Source organism: Clostridium chromiireducens, from assembly GCF_003575225.1.
In the GTDB taxonomy this organism is placed as follows: Bacteria; Bacillota; Clostridia; order Clostridiales; family Clostridiaceae; genus Clostridium; species Clostridium chromiireducens.
Genome location: NZ_QXDJ01000003.1, coordinates 371,775 through 390,230 on the forward strand (window position 1 = coordinate 371,775; position 18,456 = coordinate 390,230).

General features: G+C 30.2%; 26 protein-coding genes. 5 read left to right on the forward strand and 21 right to left on the reverse strand.

What is annotated here, in order from left to right; genetic code table 11:
- Positions 1–156: 156 nt before the first annotated feature.
- The 4 genes from D2A34_RS12960 to D2A34_RS12975 all read left to right on the forward strand — a co-directional run bounded on the left by D2A34_RS12960 (position 157) and on the right by D2A34_RS12975 (position 2,917).
- The gene (locus D2A34_RS12960; protein ID WP_079441950.1) at positions 157–669 is read left to right on the forward strand and encodes a hypothetical protein; all 513 of its coding nucleotides are present in this window, start codon (positions 157–159) and stop codon (positions 667–669) included.
- Between the two features lie 190 nt (positions 670–859).
- The gene (locus D2A34_RS12965) at positions 860–1,057 is read left to right on the forward strand and encodes a YvrJ family protein (RefSeq protein WP_079441949.1); all 198 of its coding nucleotides are present in this window, start codon (positions 860–862) and stop codon (positions 1,055–1,057) included.
- Between the two features lie 465 nt (positions 1,058–1,522).
- Positions 1,523–1,930, forward strand: coding sequence for a FliH/SctL family protein (locus tag D2A34_RS12970; protein ID WP_119366886.1), 408 nt, complete (start codon positions 1,523–1,525; stop codon positions 1,928–1,930).
- A 345-nt stretch (positions 1,931–2,275) separates the two neighbouring features.
- Positions 2,276–2,917, forward strand: a complete 642-nt coding sequence (locus D2A34_RS12975; RefSeq protein ID WP_119366887.1) for a hypothetical protein — start codon at positions 2,276–2,278, stop codon at positions 2,915–2,917.
- Positions 2,918–2,964: 47 nt separating this feature from the next.
- Here the strand turns inward: D2A34_RS12975 and D2A34_RS12980 are convergent, their stop codons facing one another.
- From D2A34_RS12980 to D2A34_RS27235, 10 genes are all read right to left on the reverse strand, one after another.
- Positions 2,965–4,401 (reverse strand): MFS transporter, encoded by a 1,437-nt coding sequence (locus tag D2A34_RS12980; RefSeq protein ID WP_119366888.1) that lies wholly within the window; start codon positions 4,399–4,401, stop codon positions 2,965–2,967.
- A gap of 106 nt (positions 4,402–4,507) precedes the next feature.
- Positions 4,508–5,401 (reverse strand): SDR family oxidoreductase, encoded by an 894-nt coding sequence (locus D2A34_RS12985; RefSeq protein ID WP_119366889.1) that lies wholly within the window; start codon positions 5,399–5,401, stop codon positions 4,508–4,510.
- A gap of 314 nt (positions 5,402–5,715) precedes the next feature.
- Complete coding sequence (locus D2A34_RS12990) at positions 5,716–6,603, reverse strand: AraC family transcriptional regulator (protein ID WP_079441944.1); 888 nt, start codon at positions 6,601–6,603, stop codon at positions 5,716–5,718.
- Between the two features lie 186 nt (positions 6,604–6,789).
- A complete protein-coding gene (locus D2A34_RS12995) occupies positions 6,790–8,463 on the reverse strand; it encodes an AAA family ATPase (RefSeq protein WP_079441943.1) in 1,674 nt (557 codons plus the stop codon).
- An 830-nt stretch (positions 8,464–9,293) separates the two neighbouring features.
- A complete protein-coding gene (locus tag D2A34_RS13000) occupies positions 9,294–9,842 on the reverse strand; it encodes a nitroreductase family protein (RefSeq protein WP_079441942.1) in 549 nt (182 codons plus the stop codon).
- Positions 9,843–9,997: 155 nt separating this feature from the next.
- Positions 9,998–10,378 (reverse strand): winged helix-turn-helix transcriptional regulator, encoded by a 381-nt coding sequence (locus D2A34_RS13005; RefSeq protein ID WP_079441941.1) that lies wholly within the window; start codon positions 10,376–10,378, stop codon positions 9,998–10,000.
- 29 nt (positions 10,379–10,407) lie between these two features.
- Complete coding sequence (rpiA, locus tag D2A34_RS13010) at positions 10,408–11,082, reverse strand: ribose-5-phosphate isomerase RpiA (protein WP_119366890.1); 675 nt, start codon at positions 11,080–11,082, stop codon at positions 10,408–10,410.
- Positions 11,083–11,142: 60 nt separating this feature from the next.
- Positions 11,143–11,313 (reverse strand): hypothetical protein, encoded by a 171-nt coding sequence (locus D2A34_RS26710; RefSeq protein ID WP_182629369.1) that lies wholly within the window; start codon positions 11,311–11,313, stop codon positions 11,143–11,145.
- A gap of 129 nt (positions 11,314–11,442) precedes the next feature.
- Positions 11,443–11,721, reverse strand: a complete 279-nt coding sequence (locus D2A34_RS13015) for an SDR family NAD(P)-dependent oxidoreductase (RefSeq protein WP_207669019.1) — start codon at positions 11,719–11,721, stop codon at positions 11,443–11,445.
- The gene (locus D2A34_RS27235; protein ID WP_079441938.1) at positions 11,714–12,082 is read right to left on the reverse strand and encodes a MerR family transcriptional regulator; all 369 of its coding nucleotides are present in this window, start codon (positions 12,080–12,082) and stop codon (positions 11,714–11,716) included. Before D2A34_RS27235 ends, D2A34_RS13015 begins: the two co-directional genes overlap by 8 nt.
- Before the next feature lie 303 nt (positions 12,083–12,385).
- Between D2A34_RS27235 and D2A34_RS26715 the strand changes: the two genes are divergently transcribed.
- Complete coding sequence (locus D2A34_RS26715) at positions 12,386–12,529, forward strand: hypothetical protein (protein WP_169896812.1); 144 nt, start codon at positions 12,386–12,388, stop codon at positions 12,527–12,529.
- A gap of 442 nt (positions 12,530–12,971) precedes the next feature.
- Here D2A34_RS26715 and D2A34_RS13030 read toward each other — a convergent pair whose 3' ends face one another.
- The 11 genes from D2A34_RS13030 to D2A34_RS13075 form a co-directional block, all read right to left on the reverse strand.
- A complete protein-coding gene (locus D2A34_RS13030) occupies positions 12,972–13,427 on the reverse strand; it encodes a GNAT family N-acetyltransferase (RefSeq protein WP_079441937.1) in 456 nt (151 codons plus the stop codon).
- A 53-nt stretch (positions 13,428–13,480) separates the two neighbouring features.
- Positions 13,481–13,753 (reverse strand): hypothetical protein, encoded by a 273-nt coding sequence (locus tag D2A34_RS13035; RefSeq protein WP_079441936.1) that lies wholly within the window; start codon positions 13,751–13,753, stop codon positions 13,481–13,483.
- 94 nt (positions 13,754–13,847) lie between these two features.
- Positions 13,848–14,234 (reverse strand): VOC family protein, encoded by a 387-nt coding sequence (locus tag D2A34_RS13040; RefSeq protein ID WP_119367271.1) that lies wholly within the window; start codon positions 14,232–14,234, stop codon positions 13,848–13,850.
- An 80-nt stretch (positions 14,235–14,314) separates the two neighbouring features.
- Positions 14,315–14,809 carry a GNAT family N-acetyltransferase gene (locus tag D2A34_RS13045; protein WP_119366893.1) on the reverse strand — a complete coding sequence of 165 codons (495 nt, stop codon included), beginning with the start codon at positions 14,807–14,809 and terminating at the stop codon, positions 14,315–14,317.
- Between the two features lie 58 nt (positions 14,810–14,867).
- The gene (locus D2A34_RS26720; protein WP_207652340.1) at positions 14,868–15,041 is read right to left on the reverse strand and encodes a nucleoside/nucleotide kinase family protein; all 174 of its coding nucleotides are present in this window, start codon (positions 15,039–15,041) and stop codon (positions 14,868–14,870) included.
- Positions 15,042–15,067: 26 nt separating this feature from the next.
- Positions 15,068–15,766, reverse strand: a complete 699-nt coding sequence (locus D2A34_RS13050; protein ID WP_119366894.1) for a CPBP family intramembrane glutamic endopeptidase — start codon at positions 15,764–15,766, stop codon at positions 15,068–15,070.
- A gap of 96 nt (positions 15,767–15,862) precedes the next feature.
- The gene (locus D2A34_RS13055) at positions 15,863–16,288 is read right to left on the reverse strand and encodes a GNAT family N-acetyltransferase (RefSeq protein WP_119366895.1); all 426 of its coding nucleotides are present in this window, start codon (positions 16,286–16,288) and stop codon (positions 15,863–15,865) included.
- 70 nt (positions 16,289–16,358) lie between these two features.
- A complete protein-coding gene (locus tag D2A34_RS13060; protein WP_423236642.1) occupies positions 16,359–16,493 on the reverse strand; it encodes a hypothetical protein in 135 nt (44 codons plus the stop codon).
- A 129-nt stretch (positions 16,494–16,622) separates the two neighbouring features.
- Positions 16,623–16,859 (reverse strand): hypothetical protein, encoded by a 237-nt coding sequence (locus D2A34_RS13065; RefSeq protein WP_079440675.1) that lies wholly within the window; start codon positions 16,857–16,859, stop codon positions 16,623–16,625.
- Between the two features lie 30 nt (positions 16,860–16,889).
- Positions 16,890–17,591 (reverse strand): alpha/beta hydrolase, encoded by a 702-nt coding sequence (locus D2A34_RS13070; RefSeq protein WP_119366896.1) that lies wholly within the window; start codon positions 17,589–17,591, stop codon positions 16,890–16,892.
- Positions 17,592–17,658: 67 nt separating this feature from the next.
- On the reverse strand, positions 17,659–18,417 hold the full coding sequence (locus tag D2A34_RS13075; protein WP_119366897.1) for a nucleoside phosphorylase: 759 nt from the start codon (positions 18,415–18,417) through the stop codon (positions 17,659–17,661).
- Positions 18,418–18,456: the final 39 nt, after the last annotated feature.

Consider the following 18,456-nt stretch of genomic DNA (forward strand, 5'->3'; position numbering starts at 1 on the left):
TCCAAGATTACTATTCTTGGAGCTCTTATTTTTGTAATAGAATAGTACAATATCTATTCTAATATTCTTTAGAATATTTATGGCCTGCCATATTAGAATATCCTCTTCTTAGTCATATATCTTAAGTGATGATATTAAGTAAAGGAGATTATATTTATGGCTAAGAAAAAAATATCAAAGCCCCCTAAAAATGATTTTGCTCCTGTGGAGGATCTTGAAATATGTAGCTTCTCTTCTGAACCCGTTATAAATGGAGATTGTATTTCTTCATTTTCATTTGATGGTGATTCTAACGAAAATATTTCTATAGATAACAATCAGACTAATGAATCTTCACCTGGAGCCGTTAATTCTGTAAATTTGAATATTTCTTATGGAAATACTCAAGGCAATGCAACAACTGCTTCCTCATCAAATAATAAATCTATATCAAATGATAACAGCATATTAGCTGGCAAAAGGAAAATTCCAATAGCAAATGGCATGGCACCTCCAATTGATGGAGAATTTCTTGATGTCAAGAGAACTTACATGCTTAGAAGTTCCACTGTTAGAAAGCTCAATGAACTTAAGAGTATTCACCCTGAATTAAATACTTATGTCAGTACAATAGTTGATATGGCTATAGCTCATTACTATAATCACATAATTAATGAAGGTGGCAATTAATAATTACTCATAATAATAAAACCTAGACAGAGGATAATACTTAAATTTATGCCATCTATATCTAGGTTTCTTTACATTTTCTATTGTTCTTTTTGAATCAATTTGCCTTCATTTATTTATCACTTTTTAATCTGATTTCATGAAATTATATGCTTCTGATCATATATCCATTATGGGAGGTGATGGAGTTGTGGAAATAAATGACTTAATTAATCTGGTAGTTAATAATGGATTTGCTGTGGCTGTTTCAGCGTATTTGCTGATTCGGTTAGAAAAGCAAATAAATGGACTATCAGCTTCAATTAATAAACTAAATACCATAATATCAGCAAAGCTAGGAGTTGCTCTTGATGTAGATTCTAATGACGATTCTCATAGAGTAGCTTAAATAAAGGCAATAAACATTATAAATTGATGTTTATTGCCTTTAAAATTATTTTTATTGTTAATTATTTTTTAAATTTATAGTATCTAATAAGAACCAGGTGTTATATACAGCTCTTCTGTAATACATGTTAGTATAATATTTAACATTGATATATAGATTATTACAGAATTCCTGAATAGTTCCCGAGAACTTACTCTTGTGGTAGTTCTTGAATTCTTCATATATCTTTGAAAAATTAGGGATCTTTTCTTCAAAAAATTATAATTATCAATAATTCTTGAAGAGCAAACTCAATTATAACAAGGATTTATTATAAATGTTTTTTTATTTTATTCAGTTGTAAAATTATTCAAGCATTTTTTCACTATAATAGTCTTAAAATTAATAGCAAATTAAAATATTCAGCATAATATATATTATAAAATTAATTATAATAAGTAAATTAATTATACGGAGGATGAAAAAATGGGAGATTATGAATTAATGGTATATGGAAAAGAAGACGATTGCGAAGAAAAAAAAGATATTTGCTGTGGAAAGAGAAATTATCCAACAGCTGATGCATTAGAGGAAGCATTTAATGCAGGTTTAAGAAAAGGATATTGTGAAGGTTTAGAAGCTGGAGAAAAGGAAGGTTTCCATAAAGGTTTTGAAGAGGGCTTAGAGAAAGGCTTCCGCAAAGGCTATGAAAAAGGTAGAAAAGAAGGCTTTGAAGAAGGCTTTGAAAAAGGTAAAAAAGAAGGCTTTGAAAAAGGCTATGAAAAAGGTGTAAAAGAGGGCTTCAAGGAAGGCTATGAAAAAGGTGTTAAAAACGGATGTAAGGTTGCTAAAGAAAAGGCTTTAAATTGTATAGATAAAATTGAATGCTGTTAATGGTTAATTTTTAGTAAACAGAATTAAAAATAAGTAAAAATCAAGGCTTTGTTTGATATAGTATAATAATATAGTGGGATATATAGATTAATTAATAACTATATATCCCATTTTTATTTTTAGGTTCTTCGAATGGTATAGGAATTATAACTTTGATGATATTGCTATTATCTGCATTGTTAAAAAAATATATTCTTATTTTGCAATATAGAATGTTAGTGTAAACTCAAAGGTTATTATAGTTTAGTAATATATCAAAATGCACTTTCATACACTTATTATTGATACCAAAAACTTTATAGTTAACATATAAGCTATATAAAGATTATTGATTGGAGTGCATCTATGAGTACAAATAAATTAAATAATAAAGATGATACGAATGATAAACTTATCGAGTGTCCATTTGTTATTAATGCAGGTGGTACTCCTTCTATCCAAGAAGGGCCTATCATAGAAAGACCTGCACCCAAAATTAAGGGCAGACTTTATTTAGATACTAAGCAAGGTATTCTTTATCGTGATACTGGAAAATGGTGGGTGAGGCTACAACTAGGACCTCGGGGACCTCAAGGACCAGAAGGGCCTCAAGGGCCTCCTGGGCCAGATCCAACTACTCGCTTTCAAGTTAGCGGTGATGTAGGTGGAGCTGATAATTTTAACTCTGGAATACCATTTAACTCATTTAGAAATTTGCAACGTATTTCTATAAATATACCTAGTGGGACGCAATTGGTTATTAATAGGATACGGTATTATTTTGCTAACAGTTTTCTTCGACTACGCATTGCAGTAGGTTCCACAATATTTCTATCCTCCAGCAATGCGAATGAAGAAACACCTGCTTTTGTCCTTTATAACAACACTACTGCAGTTCCAATATTAGTAACTTTAGAGATTGGTACACAAAATACAAATCCAGATCCAAACACACCAGTAAGAGCTTCTGGAGCAGATGGTTGGTGGATTGACCTATCTTTTGTATAAAATTATTATTTTCTTATAGAAATATAATAGTTAAATTAAATTATATTTCAAAACAAACTCTCTCTAATCTGGCTGTCCCCTCGTTCTTTTTTTGAGGAAAGTGCTATTACTCCTATGATTAATCCACAAGCCATTATCAGTGCCGCAATTAAAAAAGTATTGTGTATACCTGCTGTGATATTCTCAGGACTTGAACTATCCATTGTTTTAGTTTTATTAAAAAGATAAAATATTGCACCTATTACAGCAGCCCCTGTAGTTTGTCCAATAGTGCGCGATAAGTTAAGAAGACCAGATGCGAGTCCACGCTGCTCAGGTTTTGCCATAGAAATAATAGAAGCATTGTTAGGTGTTTGGAAAAATGCCAGGCCACCATTAAATACGAACAATACTATGGCAAATAACACAGCACTTGAAGATAAATTCATCATGGACATCAGCAAAGTTCCTATACACAAGGCTAAGATTCCAAATATCATAACAGTAAAATTTCCAAAGCGTTTAGCAGCCCTTCCTGCTATAGGTGTAAAAATTGCACACCCTATAGGCCCAGTCATCATTAATAGTCCTGATGACGCTGTTGTAAATCCTTTTGCCTGTTGGAGATAAAAAGGAAGAATAACAACAGCTCCTGATATAACCGTATAAACTAATATACTTATAACAAGGCTTGAACTTAACACACTGTTTCTAAATATTTTTAAATCTATCAAAGGAAAAGTACTGTTTTTTTCTAAAAATATAAATAGTATTATTCCAATGATTGCCACAATTGCAAGTATAATAACTTCAGCACTAAATCCCTGTTCTTCCGCTAATGTTACAGAAAGGACATAACAAATAAGCGTGGAAGTTAATATTAACATCCCTAAAAAATCAAATTTTTGTTTCTTTTTAGATATTGGAATTTCATGAAATTTTGTAGTCAATATTAATGCAAGAATCCCCATTGGTATGTTAATAAAAAATATGTATCTCCATCCAAATAAGCTTATTAAAAAACCTCCAACGGATGGTCCAAGAGCAAATCCTATGGGCAGCATTGACGTAAGTACTCCCATACTTTGTATTAGTTTTTCTTTAGGAACCAAATCTCCTGCAATTGCAAACGATAATGTTACAAGTATTGAACCACCTATTCCTTGCAAAGCTCTAAATATAATCAGTTCATAAATTGATGTTGAAATTCCACATAACAAGGACGCCACAGTAAATATTATAATTCCATAAATAAAAATATTTTTCTTACCAAATATATCTCCTATTCGTCCTATACCCACTATAAGAGACGTAACTGCCAGAAGATAACTAAGTGCTATCCACTGTAAGCTTGCAAAATCGGCATTGAATGCTCTTGCTATAGTTGGTAATCCTATATTTACAATACTAGTATCAATAGCTGACATAAGAGTTGTAAGTGAGAGAACAAAAATCACTAATCCTCTACTTGCTTTATTTAAACTTAATCTATTTGTTTTTTCCATTATATTTCTTTCTCCTTATATTTTTACATAAATGATTTCTCTAGTAACATGAGTTTTCCTAGAATTCATGCCTAAAGTATTAAGACGCCACAAATGCGGCGCTAGTTTACATTTCAAAATAGCACGAACTATTAAGATCTTCCATAAGACCAAGTTGTGTAGGATGCCACCCAAGCTGTTTTCTAGTTATATCACTAGAAGATATAATATCCATCATTGCAAAATGATTGAACCATGTAAAATAATTATTTGCTTCATCCAAGGTTTTGCTTACAACTGGCATGTTCAGTCTGCAACCAATCACATTAGCAATTTCCCTAAAAGGAACTCCTTCTTCAGCTACTGCATGATACACTCCTGAAACTCCCTTTTCAAGAACAAGTCTAAAGAGATGAGCCGCATCTAATCTATGAACCGCAGGCCAAGTGTTATCCCCTTTATCTACAAAGGCTGCAATACCCTTTGCGCGGGCAATGCCAATCAAGTTAGAAACAAAACCATGATCACCCACGCCATGAACAGATGGAGGAAGTCGTACTACTGACACCTTTGCACCTCGTGCTATAGCAGAAGCTACAGCCTCTTCTGAAGCTACTCGAGGATTTGCATTAGTCCCAGAGACTGGTAAAGTTTCTTCTGTAACAATTTTACCTTTAGGAAGAATTCCTATAGCAGATGTAACAATCAATTGGCGGTCAGATCCAGCGAGAACTGAACTTAAAGCCTCTATTGCATTCTTATCTTTTTCACAGTTTTCTTTAAATTTTGAGAAGTCATGATTGAATCCTGTATGAATTACAGCATCTGCAAGGGCCGCTCCCCTGCGCAAACTTTCTAGATCTTCAAGATCGCCTTTATGTACCTCAGCGCCAACCTCTATAAGAGACTTAGCCGCCTTCTCTGAACGGGCAAGTCCAATTACTTGATGCCCATTATTAATTAATTCCTGAACAATAGCAGAGCCAACAAATCCAGTCGCTCCTGTTACAAATACACGCATTATAATCCCTCTTTTCTTTTATTTTAGCTATAGTATCTCTGTTATTTTCTATAGGAGACTATTGGCTAATATCCCCTAAAAGTGTTTTGCACTTTCTATAATAAATTTATCATATCTAAATTTCAGGTTCATGAATTATTCAATCAGAATATAGCACAATTCTATCATTTAGAAAGAAAAAAGACACTCCATTAGTAGAATGTCTTTTTATTCTTGTATAAGATATTAGCATAATCTTATGATCAAAAGCTTTAAATAATCATCTCACTTTTATTTTTACAAAGAAAAATCAGGAGACAAATGTTTTAACTTCTTCATCCTCTTAAATACCTTTCCCTAAATTCACTAGGAGTTTCGTTACGGCATTTCTTAAAAGCTCTGCTAAAATAATTCCCATCATTAAATCCTGTGTCCATAGCGATTTCAACAATAGTTTTATTAGTATTTAGCAAAAGTTGAGCAGCTTTCTGAACCCTTATTCTATTTAGATATTCCATTGGTGAAAATCCTGACACGATTTTGAAAACTCTAGAGAAATGGTTAGGGCTTAAGTGCGTTACTTCTGAAAGCTCTACAAGAGTGATTTTTTCTGCCATATGCGTCTCCATATATGTAATAGCTGGTTTGATTTGCTTCAATCTTCTATACTGCATATCCAATTCTGATTGATCTGGTACTGTCTTTTTATGCCGCCTCAAAAGAGCTATCAATATCTGACAGGCTAATCCTCTAACTACAAGTTCATAGCCTTCTTCTTTCTCTTGAAACTCTTCAATGATATTGTTCATGATTCCAAATATATAATCATCATAGTTGATTTTATTTTCAAACAATAAGCGGTTTTTTAAAAGCGGCTCCGTATATATATTTTGCTGTAAATCAGACTGGTTTCCTAAAAGTAACAAAAGATCAATTTTTATTAAATAATACTCTAAATCCGAATTTAAAGTTTCTATGGAATGTATTTCATTTGGGTTCACAACAGCAATTGAATCCTGCTCTGCTAAAATTCTTTCTTCCCTACACTTAAGCAGCAATTCCCCTTTTTTAATATACATTAGCAGAAGTTGCTCATGCCAATGAGGCGGAAAAACACTTCCACTTCCACTCACAAAACAGTGCTCTACATGAACCGAGGCTCCTCCTACATTCTCTAATGAATAACCATACATATTCTCATCTATTATAAAATCTTTTCCCATGTTTCCCCCCAGATTCTAATACTGTACTGAATTTTTGCTTAATCATCTAAAATTGTATCTAGCAGACAACTTTAAATTTTTATAACTTAATAATACAATAATAAATTACATTTGATAACAAAAAAATGGCAGAGAAAGTCAATGCTTTTTCTGCTATTATTATATATTATCTCTTTGTTACTACATTTATCTTTCTTTAATATATAATTCTTTTCCTTTAAATACTATAGCAATTTCTTTCATATTATTTATTCCACGTGCTTCTAATGTAGTAATATATTTCTTGTCAGAAATTTGCTTTAAAGCTATATCTGCTGTTTCTTCCAATGTTTCATCATCGTCAGGATCTAACTTTTTAAATTCTATAACGATACCAAGTTTAGATATATCCTTTGGTATTATCATTACATCGTATCTGCCATAGCCACTTTCCCTGTTGGATAAAACTTCATGGGTATCATTTAGGGATATTAACATTCCAAGTACAAAGGCATGATAAACCTTTTCCCCCTCATATCCACCTACATCAAAGTAACTTATGCTTTTTAAAACAAATTGCCTTAATAGCTTGCCAAAGATTTTAATATCACCATTTATAAGACTATTTATCATAAGCTCATAATTTTCTTTAGTTATTGTATCTTCAAACCATTTTTCAATTAAATCATAGTAAAGTGTTGTAACTTCTAAATTAGGTATTGAAAGAGTATAATAATCTTTCAACCCCTTTCTTTTCTTAGAGTTAACTTTTAAATATCCTGTGAATAATAGAAAACTCCATAAATTATCAGCAGATTTTTCTATATCTTCCATTACTATATTTTCATCTATTACTTTTTCTATATTATTTCCATTAACTAAATCCTCAAGGTTTTTCTTAACTTCGTTAGATCCTTTTGATAAAAGAATCCCAACTAAGTCATTTGAACTACTATTTACCCAATATGGTTTGAGTCCTGCTTTAGGGCTTGATAAGTAGTTTAATATTGACCAGGGATTGTAAATGGTAGTTTCTCCAAAATAATAACCATTGTACCAATCTTTTATATTATTAAGCTCTTCTTTTATATTATAATCAGAAACTAATTGTTCAATTTCTGAATCAGTAAATCCAAATTTATCAGAAAGATTATAACTTAAAATGCTTTCAACTTTAAGATTGTTTAATCCTGAGAATATAGACTCACGAGCAACTCTAAGTATCCCTGTAATCATTCCCTTTTGAAGAGAATTATTATCCTTAAAGGCTCCACTTAGTAAGTTTCTCATAAATTCTATAGCTTCATTATAATAGTTATTTATATAAGAAGCTTGAATTGGCACATCATACTCATCTATTAGAATTATTACCTTTTTACCATAATAATCATACAGATATTCCGATAATTTCTTTAACGTATTAGACAAATCAATTATATCTGCTTCTTTATTTGTTATTGAATTATAGTATTTTTTATCTATAGCATCCATCTTATCTGCGTTTAAACAATACTTATGATCTTGATATAATTTACCTAATATATTTCTTAAACCAGCTTGCAAATATTCAAATGAGCTATATTTTTCATCTTTAAAAGTTAAATATATAACTGGATATTTTCCTTGAAGCTCCATAATATCCTTATGATTTTCTATTTCAAGTCCTTTAAAAAGATAATTATTATCTTCATTACTATTTTCGAAAAAATATCTTAACATACTCATATTAAGAGTTTTACCAAATCTTCTTGGTCTTGGAACTAATATAGTTTGCCCGTTACTTTCCCAAAACTCTTTTATTAATTCAGATTTATCAACAAATAAATAATCTTCCTCTATTAATGTTTTAAAATCACTTATTCCTATTGGTATCTTTTTCATGTATATCACCTACCTTATTTATGTATAGGAAATTATCAAGTGAAACTTGATTCAGGTGGGGTTTGATCCCCATCTGAATCTTAGTTGAACTTATAACCTCAAGGGTCACAATGTCCAGGAGCGTGCAGCCGTTATCTCCCACTTAAAGAAGTGGGGGTGTTACGGATGCTAGCTATCGGATCAACCTTTTAGTGCCTATAATATAAATCTTATATCTGATGCATCCACTTTTACTGCTAGAGCTTCCTTATATACTTCTTATTATACCCAATTGACATAAGTTAAACAACATTACGCACTACCCTTTCATATTCTTTGGAATACAATAACTCCAAGTAGTTTTAATCACACCATAACATAGTTTGTAAATTTTTACATACTTTAATAAGTATTAATGTTTTAGAATGCACATAAAAAAATACCACACTCTCTTTCCGAATAATGTGATATTTCACCATACTTTTTATATCTTTATAGATATCCAAATCTTAAATTTGATTTATGACTTGAAGTATATCCAATACCAGAAAGAATGTGTACTCTTTTGTTGTAGTGTTTCATTGATAATTGGGCTGTAGGATTTCTTAAGCAGAAGTTGTTCCATTTGAGCTTGTCATTTGCTTGCCAAAGGAGCATGCTCAAATGGGTGCAACTTCTGCTTTTAAGTAAGAGTCCAAATCTTGTATTTGGTTACTCGAACTTACTCAGGGAACGAATGTGAGTCGAGTTCCATTTCCCACAGCCTAATTATCTAGAAACCGAAACAACAGAGTATACATTCTTTCGGTAAGTTATATTCATAAGTTTAAATTATGTGTTAGATATTAACTTTATCTATCTACAAAACGCATTATTTCTTCAGCATCTTTTCTTGGAGTTTGCGCTGCATGTTCTCCATCTTCATAACCATAAACGATAAGTGCAGCTACTGTTTCTTCTTCTGGTAAATTTACTATTTTTGATATTGATTTTTCATCTATAACTCCCATTATACATGTGCCAACACCTTTGGCATGTGCTGCTAAACAGAATGTTTGACATGCAATACCTGCATCAAATACTTCCCAAACATTAGCTTTTGATGTTACATATGCTTCATTTATCTTACCACTTTTCCCTTGAACAAAACTTAACACTGCAACACCCTTTGCATTTTTTAAAGTATCTATATTATAAACGAAGCCATTAACCCCTTCATTTGCAAGCTCTTTAATTATTGATTCATCATCAACTAATGTATATCTAGCTATTTGATAGTTTACCCATGATGGAGCCCATTTTGCTATATCAACTATTTCTTTCATAGTTTCTCTATCTACTTTTTCATTTTTAAATTTTCTTACACTTCTTCTTTCCTTTATCATTGTTATTGCATCCATTTTAAGTACCTTCTTTCTTTAAATTTACTAATGGCTACATTATATATCCTATCATATCACTCAACAAGTACTGACATTATTAGCCGTACGGTCATTTATGTACAATTTTGCAAAAAAAAACGCATTACGAGTTAACGTATTGCGTGGCTAATTTATTATGAATTTTTATATTCTTCACAGTCATCCTCGAAATCAACTTTTCCATACTTAATATTTTCATTATATTTTTTACCCCAGTTACCTAAATCATTTAAAATAGGTGCTAGTGTTTTGCCTATTTCAGTTATTGAATACTCTACCTTAGGAGGCACTTCATCATAAACCTTTCTAATAATTAATTGATTTTCTTCCAGTTCCCTAAGCTGTCTTGATAATACCCTTTCATTGATACTCGGAATTTTTCTTTTTAGTTCTCCATATCTAATAACTCCAGATTTCCCTATATGATGAATAATAAGCGGCTTCCACTTACCCCCAATTATGTCTATTGTAAGTTCAACATTACAATAGAATACCTTTTTTTCACTTTTTGCCATCTAAATTTTTCTTCCTTTCTGTCAATCTACTAAATCAAGCTATTTTCAATAACCTTTACACCACTATCAGTACCAACAATAATGCGCTTACACATATTAATAAATAATCCTGTTTCTAAAACTCCTGTTAGTCCACTCACTTTATCATAAACATCATTAATATCCATTGGGTTTCCTATATGCAAATCAACTATATAATTACCATTGTCAGATATAAAAACATTACCATCTTTCACTCTTATTGCAGGATTTAAAGAGTAACTTTTTAATTTTCTAATAACTTGTGTATAACCATAAGGTAATACTTCAATTGGTAATGGAAACGCTCCAATACTATCAACTAACTTACTATTATCCATAATCCATATTACTTCATTGGCCAAGTTAGCAACAATTTTCTCCCTAAATAATGCTCCACCGCCACCTTTAATTGCATTAAAATGTTTATCTATTTCATCAACACCATCAATACATAAATCAATTCTATCTACTTCGTCTATATCTACTAGAGTAATATTCAATTCTTTTGCTAAATTCTCTGTATTTCTTGAAGTTGCAACTGCCTTTAAATTCATACCACTTCGAACCAGTTCTCCAACCTTTTTAATCATATAATAAGCTGTAGAACCAGTACCCAACCCTAATATCATTCCATCTTTTATATATTCTGTTGCTTTTTCTCCAGCTATTCTTTTTTGTTCCATACTTACCTCCAAAACTTCACAATAAATTTCAGTTGTAACACACTTTAATAATAAGACGACTTACTTTAATCTTCGCTCATTCCATAAATTAATAAGTGCTCTAATAAGATTTAACATAATTGAAGTCATCAATAAAACAGTTCCTATTATATGAGTATTATTATTCCATAAAAAAGGGATTGAGACAACCAATATAAGAATTGATATTATTAACATAAATTTTGTTTTCATAATGTTCCCCTTTCATTCAACTTAATAGATTACCCTATCGCATCATCCATAAAGTCATCTTATTTAAAATGCTTACAGGCAGTATTTTAGAACAAGCCACCATAATTTTATTATACCAACCGGGTATAATTACTTAAAGCCAGCATTATTAATTAAAATGTCTATTGTTACATTCCAATCTTTTATACTTTGTTCTATTATATTTACTGCATTTTCATTATTCAGATCGCACGTGATATATTTAATATTTCTATTAGTACTTAATTCCTTGGCTTGTAATCTTAACTTTTCGTGATTTCTGGCAACCAAAATAACATTATAACCTTCTAACACAAATTTTTTAGCAAATGCCTCACCAATTCCACTGGTAGTTCCAGTAATTAAAACTGTATTCATAAATTCACTCACTTTCTTTAAACATCTTCCATTCATCTAAATATGTGAGGTCAATACAATTCTGGCTTTTAATTTTTTCGTAAAAACTTAATTTCGAATGTATCAGATTCAATCCATTTTGAATGCTTTCTAGATCTTTTATCATTTTTTCTTTATATTCTTTAATGAGATTAATTCTTTGATCAATAGTACGACTTCCTTCTAGCAAAAGTTTAACATAAATCTTAATACTTTTGACTGGAACATTTGCACATGCTATACCAAGTCTTTGCTTCATTCCTAATGAAAAATTTCTAATTTTCTTATCTCTATCTCTTAAAAGATCCATTTTGTCTAAACACTCATCTATTATATTTTTATCTGTTAATCCCATATAGTCAGCATGAAGCTTCAGATTCTCATAAGCAGTTAGATTTTATAGGATGAAGGAGATTCTATAATAGAACCTATGTCCTTTAAATAAGAAACATCACCTTTATTAATAAATTATAGCATATTTGTTAAATACTACACTGTTCATTTTTCATGAACATATTTTGTAAGTACAGCATTATTCAATTTTCGAAGAACATTATTTTCACTAATTACCAAGTATTCACTACATATTGTTTAAAATCAACTTTACACTTATAATAAACTAAAGATAATTAATTTAACTAAATAGGAGGTATTCAAGATGGCTGGTTGTAACGAAAAAAATTGTACATGCCCAAACGTTGCTTGTGAAAGACATGGTAAGTGTTGTGAATGTGTTAATTTTCACCGTAGTAAAAGTAATATAGTAGCTTGTTTAAGAGACTTTAAAGTTGAAAGTAAATAATCCACTACTTTATCTGGTAAACTCTTCATCATTTCATTAAGATCACATTCTAAAACTTTACAAATTTTATCGAGATAATCTAAATTGGCTCTATCATATGTATATTTTCTTTAATATGTGGCAATTATTATAAATGAATTAAAACTAAGTTAAAATCTAACTCTCTGTGAAGAGATAGTACCGATGATCACCTGTACTATCTCTGTTTATTGTTTATATATTACGCAATAATAGTTCATAATATATTGGTAGAACTAAATCGCTAAAAGAAACGGATTGGTTTGGCGATTAAATAGAAGTATATATTAAAAAAATAAGAAGTGAAGTTCTTTCTCAAGGAGCTTCACTTCTCACATTTTGCGGGCCTTTTAATATGTTCAATTTCATATTCTTTTGAGCCACAATAATTTACTGTTATGACTCAATTTAAGAATGTTGCGTCTTAAATTCTTTTTAAAATATAATTTCCGATATGAAAACCATAACGTTCATAAAAGGGTAATGCCTCATCATTTGCATAGACTACATTAATTTCAATATATGTTACTAAATTTAATTCAAACCAATTTAAAGCACTTCTCATAAGTTTGTCCCCTAATTTAAACTTACGATACTGACTTTCGATAAATATGGATTCTATTTCTCCTAGATTATCTTCAATGGAACTTAAACAATATCCTATATAATTCCCAGTTTCATTATCTAAAAGCATATCAATCCTTATAATGCCGTTTTGTGCCTTTTTATGAATAGATTCCATTCTTCTATCAAAAGTGAATTTTTCATATTTACTTTTAAAATAAACCGATTTGTTATAGTGTATTGAATTAAGTTTTTCCCATAATGGCTTTATTAGTTCAATTTCTGTTATATCTTTCTCAACTAAACAAATATTCATGCTATTCCCTCCAATTTGTATTTTCCTATTCATCAACTTATTATTATGACATTTTATGGGTGCAAAACCTTATTAACAAGATATTTTGCCTTAGCATAATCACTTTTGCGAACAGAAATAGTATACTGGATTTGATAGTCTATGTTCACTCCAACCCTACTTAAACTAAATCTATCACCATATCTTGAATCATTTATTGCTTCGTGAGTATATTCGATATTGTTCTCTTTTAGAATATTTATTACTTTTGATACTTCTTCAATTGAATATCCAATGTATACATCTTCCTTAATAAACGAACGGATTATCTTGCCTAATAAAAACATTACCTATCTCCCCTTATAAACTTTCCTTATTTTGCAATGTTATAGTTGTGACGCCTTAATTTACTATTGTGACACAATTTAAGAAAACCACGTACTAATTAATTTCCGCAAAAATTTCATGTATATTTCCATCTGGATCAGCAAATAGTGCTGTTCTTTGATTCCAAGGCATATCTTGTGGTTCATGAACGGAGGTTGCTCCTTTAGAGATTAAGTCCCTAAATGATTCATCAACATCATTAGGATTTTCACATGTAAAAGCAAGTTCAAAGCCTTGTCCAAATGACTCTTTCCTATATTCGCTACTATACACATACATAACATCTCTCATACAAATAGCAAACCTTGCTCCATCGTTTTCAAATTCAACATAATTACCAAGGTCATTTTCAATTCTAAATCCGAGAACTTGATTGTAGAAATTTTTCATTTTATCTATATCATTTGTCCAAATCGTAATCAGATTAATCTGTGCTTTCATCATATATTTTTCACCTTTCTTAATTTAACATTTAGTTCTATAAGTAAATCACGTAATAGTTACTACTTTAAATTATATTATCAATACAACTTTGCCATATAAAATTCGTCTACATATTCACCATCAACCAACATAGATCTCTTTTTTATACCTTCTATCTCAAATCCATTCTTTTCATATAAATGTTTTGCAACAATATTAGGACACATTACTGTCAATTCAAGTCTCGTAATTAAATTTTCTTTTGCCCATAAGTCCAATTCAGAAAAAAATTTTGTTCCAATTCCTTTTCCACGATGAATCTCACGGATTCCAACAACGATATACGCTGTATGCTTAATTCTTTTCAAAATCCCCTTTTGAGCAGAAAGAAAACCTACGATATTATCTTCGTCCTCTGCAACTAATAAAAGATTAGAACCATTGATACTCTGCTGTATCATTCCTTGTACTCTGCTGACATCATTGTCTCTTTCATTAGGTTCTAACAACATATAGTTAGTTTCTTTATCCAAAGACAATAACATACTTAATAAATTATTGGCGTCTTCTAATTTAGCCTTACGAATAATCATTTAAAACGTCTCCTTCTTTATTCACAATAATTTACTTTTGAGGAACACTTTAAGAACATTACGAATTACATTCCTTCGTTTTGCACTCATAATTTATTTTTATTATATTCATAATTTGTTTGACAATTTCGTCTAACTGCATACTGCTATCTATAACATAATCTGAATTTGGAAGAATAGTATTTAACATTTCTTCATATGCAATTCTTGCATATTTCAAATAAAAACTCATAGTACTTACATATTATGTGTTGTTACTTATAACATATCTAATATACCATGTACAAATGAAGGCAATAGAATATTGTTATTTCGAGTATAAATGTATATAAATATTAAAGCAACTATTACTCCACCTCCAATATCAATGCTTGAAGTGTTACCAAGTACAACCGTATCATAAAATGTTTTATTGTTATATACAATATCCATTGGTATATGCATTGCTCCAAAAAATATTCCACTAATAATAGTTCCTAACACCTTACCTAAACCTACTACTAATCTTGGCCATAAAAATCCTCTGAAAATTAATTCTTCATAAAATCCAACAAAAATTATATAGAATAAAGTTTTGTATATAAGTTGTTCAATCGATCCATTATTTATAACAAAATGTACTGATACTGACAAAAGTAATATGCTGCCTATTAATATAGAAAATTTTGTCCCTTTCTTTCTAATACCAATAGTAGATATAAGTTGTTTTCTATATTTTAAAATTAATAATACCCCTAATAATCCAGGTAAATCCATAATTAAACCATATAATAAGTGATACCTCATATTTGTTTCTTCTTTAATTAATGAAAATAACGGTGAAACTTTCACTATATAAAAAAGTGCAAAAGTGGTTATAAAAAGAATAAGAAAGAATAATACTGCTATTATTGAATCTTTCTTTTCTATATTCTCAAATATATCATTAGAAAATATCGTCTTATTAACTATATTCATATTAGCCCCTCTAAAAGTTGTATTATTTTAATTGTACTGTTATTTTACTAATTCATAATAATTTACTGTTGCGACACACTTTAATAATATGTTGAACTATATATTCTTTTTCATATAATAACGTTTATGCTCCATTGGGTAATCATCTAATATACCAAAAACCTCATATCCATGTTTAAGGTAAAAATCTTTCGCTTGAAAATCAAAGGTATCTAAGTGAATTAAATTGCATCCTTTTTCTTTCGCAATTTTTTCTACTTCATTTAAAAGTACTGAACCGTATCCCTCTTTTCTATACTCCTCTTTAACCCATAAAACATCTACATGTAAGCAATTCGAAAAGTATAATTGACTATTTATTCCTGCTAATGCATCTCCATTCAAATCTTTTATTACTCTATTAATTGAAATAGAAGAATGTTCTTTTGTAAAAGGAACTTTGGATAAATTATATTCAACTATCCCATTATCAACCAAATCATATTCTTCTCTTGTACTTTCTTCAATAAGATAAATTTTCATATTCGGCTTCCTCCTGCTTATTTATGTACGCCTTAATCTACATTAGGTATTAGTTATATTTTCTTTCAGTTTATAATATCTTTTTCATATAATATCGTTTATGTCCTAAAGGAACATTATCTAATTCACCAAACACTTCATATCCATTCTTTAAATAAAAATCTTTTGCTTGTAAATGTGCTAAATGACAGCTATTCCAGTCCAAACTAAATCCTCTTCATCTTTTGAACTTTCTTTAATGCTATACAAAATACGGTTCCCCCCTTTATTTAATTAAACACAAAATACTCTGTGGAATGTAGAAATTTATTGACTCATATTAATCTCCTTAACATTATCTCTTGATATACTCAGTAACGATTGTTGATAATTCCTCTGAAACAGAAGCAACAATATTATTGCCGTACGAAGTTAAGTCGCATAAAAAAGGTAATTCAAGATACTTTCTTGCATTTTGATTGCATCTTGAAATTACAACTTTGTTTTCAAATCTTTTAAAGTCATCCATATGGCAGTTACTATCGATGGCAGACTGCTGCATAGCTATATTCAATATATCATTATTTGTCATATACTCTCCTCCTATATTATATAAATCCTATTAAATGTACTTTCTTAACCACTGTGCAACATCTTGTGATTGCTCCTTCGTATGAAAATCATGTTCACTTCCTAGTGATGCTGTTAAGTTGCTACTGAACTTTTTTGCAAAACTATCTATAGTAGCACGATTTTGCAAATTATCTTTTGTTCCATAAATAATTTCAGTAGGTATATTCCATTTATCAATTGGATGTTTTTTTACATAGCAATAGTAATCCCATGAAAGAGTATCAATTGGCGTAAATATTTCCCCTTTTTCTTTAAGAAATTCTTCTGTGACATTAAACCATTTGAACATTTTATTTATCAAATGTTCCATATCAACAATAGGTGACTGAAATAAACATTTTTTTACCGGAAAATTTTTATATGCAAGTAAGCTAAAATACGCACCAAGGCTACATCCAAATAAGTTTATCTCCTTCCAATTTTGTTGTGCATATGTTCCAATTATTTCAACATCATGTACCCCATTCCAAACATTGCATTTATAATTTTTATCTTCTCGTTCACCATGTTCTGGAAGGTCAAAGCTAAGAACCTGATATCCTCTTTCGACTGCTATCTCAGCAAATCCATATGCACTTTCCTTACTTGACATTTTTCCATGAACAAATATATATATTTTATCTGAAGGTTTTCCCCATAAAATCGCTGGAATATTTTCTATTTCCATTCTTCTTGTATTTATAATGTTCATAATTAACTCCTTTTCATTGATGAGGCAATTGATCTTTCCATAAAACTCCACTATAAATTAATATTTATTAAACTCTCAAAGCTAATTCTAAAGCTATATAAAAATTTTTCAACTGATGATTTCTTTCTTCATCGTCACCTAATATTCTTCGGTCCCATTCCTGCGAATCAAGTAAATCTCCACTAATTAAGAAATCATAGTATTCAAGTCCTCTAAAGTCACACACAGCCTGTACACCAGCACATTCCATCTCTACTGCAATACAGCCTTCTTTTTTCCTTTTTTCCATATTAGCTTTTGTTTCGCGATAAATACCATCAGTTGTCCATGTTTTCCCCTTTACATAAGGAATACACATATCTTCAAAAGCTTTTGCAACAATATCAGCATTTCTAATTGTAATGTAATCGGCCGCTGGAACATAGTGATAAGAAAAACCCTCATCACGGTAGGCTTCTGTTGGAATTATTGCTTTCCCTGCAGCAATTTCTTTATCTAAACAACCACAAGAACCAAACATTATATATTTTTTGGCACCAATTAAGCAATGAGCTTCTTCAATACATGTCCCTGCACCTGTTGACGAAATCATCGTCATATAAAATGCAATTTCTTTTCCTTTATAATTCAATTTATAAATTGGAGTTAATCCATTAGCTGACGCTATATCATCAATTTTTTCACATCTAAATGTTTGTAAAACATTCTCTATTACAACATATGAAAAAGTTATAATACAACTCTCACATACTTTTTCTTTTTCTCCATAAAAACTTTCAGGACTAATTATAGCTTCTGTTTGATCATCAAAAGTATTAATTATCATAAAATAATTTCTCCTATATAAATTATAATTTATTTTTTC